The 2,514-nt window shown below is 71.8% G+C and carries 3 protein-coding genes; 1 reads left to right on the top strand and 2 read right to left on the bottom strand.

The window, feature by feature from the left end:
* Nucleotides 1-939, bottom strand: a 939-nt coding sequence (locus GWI24_RS43320; RefSeq protein ID WP_210951504.1) for an aldo/keto reductase, incomplete at its 3' end; no start/stop codon positions are given.
* A 142-nt stretch (nucleotides 940-1,081) separates the two neighbouring features.
* Here GWI24_RS43320 and GWI24_RS43315 point away from each other — a divergent pair.
* Nucleotides 1,082-2,020: a LysR substrate-binding domain-containing protein gene (locus GWI24_RS43315; protein WP_210951503.1), complete on the top strand. Its 939-nt coding sequence runs from the start codon at nucleotides 1,082-1,084 to the stop codon at nucleotides 2,018-2,020.
* Nucleotides 2,021-2,022: 2 nt separating this feature from the next.
* On the opposite strand, the gene GWI24_RS43310 is transcribed toward GWI24_RS43315, so the two are convergent.
* Nucleotides 2,023-2,514 (bottom strand): MarR family winged helix-turn-helix transcriptional regulator (locus GWI24_RS43310; protein ID WP_210951502.1); only part of this gene is annotated, 492 nt, incomplete at its 5' end.

Raw genomic sequence — 2,514 nt, 5'->3', positions numbered from 1 at the left:
GACGGTCTCGGCGAGGGCCGCGACGTCCTCGGCGATACGGCTGGGCCGGGTCGCGCCCGGGATTACGGCGGCGGCCGCCGGGTGGGCCAGGGAGAACTGCAGGGCGGCGGCCTTGACGCTGACGCCGTGCCGTTCGGCGAGCTCCTTGACGCGCGCCACCTTCTCGATGATGTGCGCGGGCGCGTCCTGGTATTCGAAGTGGGTGCCGCCCGCGAGGACGCCGGAGCTGTAGGGGCCGCCGACGACGAGGCTGACGCCCTGGTCGGCCGCCGTGGGGAGCAGGCGCTGCAGGGCACGGTCGTGGTCCAGCAGCGTGTAGCGCCCGGCGAGCAGGAAGGCGTCCGGCTTCGGCTCGTCCAGGTCGAGGGTGAGCTCGATGGGTTCGACGCGGTTGACGCCGAGCCCCCACGCCTTGATCACGCCCTCGTCGCGCAGCTGCTGCAGGACGCGGAAGGCGCCGGTGCGGGCACTCTCGTAGACGGCGAGCCACTCGTCGCCGTGGAAGTCCTGGGCCACGTCATGGACCCAGACGATGTCGAGCCGGTCGGTGCGCAGGCGCCTCAGGCTGTCCTCGATGGACCGCTTGGTGGCGTCGGCCGTCCAGTCGTGCACGAGCTTGTTGGGGCGGCCGTGCTCGAACAGGCCGCCCTTCTCCCCGAGTTCACGGGCGGCGGGGTCCTCGACCTCGTCGAGGATGACGCGACCCACCTTGGTGCTGAGGACGTAACTGTCGCGGGGGCGCCCGGCGAGCGCGTCGCCGAGGCGTATCTCCGCCAGGCCCGCGCCGTAGAAGGGGGCGGTGTCGTAGTAGCGGATGCCGTGGTCCCAGGCGGCGTCGACGGTCGCGGCGGCCTCCTCGTCGGAGACGTCGCGGAACATGCTGCCCAGCGGGGCCGTGCCCAGTCCGAGGCGGCCCGGGAGCAGGGACGTGATGGTCATGAAGTGTCCTCGCGGAGAGAGGGGGAAGGGACGGACTCATGGCCTTCGGCCGGTCCGCCGTTCGTTCGCCTCCGACGTTAGGATCGGGAGTTCAGACTGTCCAAGACTCTCTTGGATACACTTGAGTCCTCGGAGGTCTTACATGCTTGACCTGCGACAACTGCGCTACTTCAGCGCCGTGGCCGAGACCGAACACGTCGGCCGCGCCGCCGAGCAACTCCACATCTCCCAGTCTCCGCTCAGCCGGCAGATCGCTCAGCTGGAGAAGAACCTCGGCCTGACCCTGTTCGAGCGCAGCCAGCAGCGCATCCGGCTCACCCGCGACGGCGCGATCTTCCTCAGCGAGGCCCGGGCGCTGCTGCGCCACGCCGACCGGCTGGAGAACCTGGGCCGCCGGCTGGGCAGGGGAGAGGAGGGCGGGCTGTGCATCGGCTACGTGGCCGACGCCATGCACACCGGTGTGCTGCCGGGCGCGCTGCGCCGGCTCCAGGAGGAGAGCCCCGGCATCCATGTCGCGCTGTACAGCATGGCCGCGGCCGAGCAGTTCGAGGGGCTGCGCCAGCGCAGCCTCGACATCGCCCTGGTGCGGGAGCCGCCGGACCGCGACGACCCCGTGCTGCGGGCCGCGCCGCTGCTGGAGGACCCGTTGCTGCTGGTCCTTCCGGCGGGCCACCCGCTGGCCGCGCGCGAGACGATCTCGGCGAAGGATCTGGACGGGCAGCCGTGGATCGCGGTCGAGGAGCCGGGCGACCAGGCGTGGCGGGACACGTTCGTCGCCTCGTGCGTGGCCTCGGGCTTCACCCCCGACATCCGGCTCGACGCCGCGGATCCCCTGACGGCACTCGGCCTGGTGGCCTCCGGCCTCGGGCTGGCGCTGGTGCAGAAGAGCATGGTGCGCGGCGCCACGGAGGCCGTGGCCGTGCGCGCGCTGCCCTGGCATGAGGCGTCCGTCCATCTGTGGGCCGTCTGGCACCACGTCGATCTGCGGCCGGTCGTCGCCTCGTTCCGCGAGACGGTGCTGTCGGACGAGCGGGAGATGGGTGCGGGGCCGCCGGCCGGTGGCCTCGCTTCCGGGGTGTGAGATCAGCCGGGGAGCTCACACCCCGGAATTCGGAGTGACAAGGCGTCAAGGGGCGAGGCCTCCAACGAGGCCACGGCCGTGACCAGGGTGGTGAGCCTCGGGTCCCGCGCCGCCAGATCGAGCGCCTCGCGCAGGGCGCCTTCGTACGTCGGCCGGGCCTGGCCGAGCAGGAGCAGCCCGGCCTCGGTGACATTGGTGTAGATCCCGCGCCGGTCGGTGGGACACAGGTAGCGGGAGAGGAGTCCGCGGTCCTCGAGCCGGGCGACCAGGCGGGTGGTGGCGCTCTGGCTGAGGGCGACCGCGTCGGCCACCTGCTTCATCTGCAGATGGCCGTTGTCCCCGTCGTGCTGCCGGCTCAGGACGTCCAGGACCGCGTACTCGCGGGCGCTGAGCTCATGGCGGGTGTGGAGAGCCCCCTCCAGATGCGTCTCGATCCTGCTGTGCAGCAGCGACAGGGCGCACCAGCTCTGGGCGAGGGGAGTGGCGACGAGGTC

It is taken from the genome of Streptomyces sp. MK37H (assembly GCF_018035285.1).
Taxonomy (GTDB): Bacteria; Actinomycetota; Actinomycetes; order Streptomycetales; family Streptomycetaceae; genus Streptomyces; species Streptomyces endocoffeicus.
Note: the sequence above shows the minus strand (reverse complement) of the source record. Positions and strands in the feature narration are given on the sequence as shown.

Bases quoted from the DNA above. Each gene is read 5' to 3' on its own strand.
- GWI24_RS43315 (WP_210951503.1), top strand. From the start codon at position 1,082: ATGCTTGACCTGCGACAACTGCGCTACTTCAGCGCCGTGGCCGAGACC.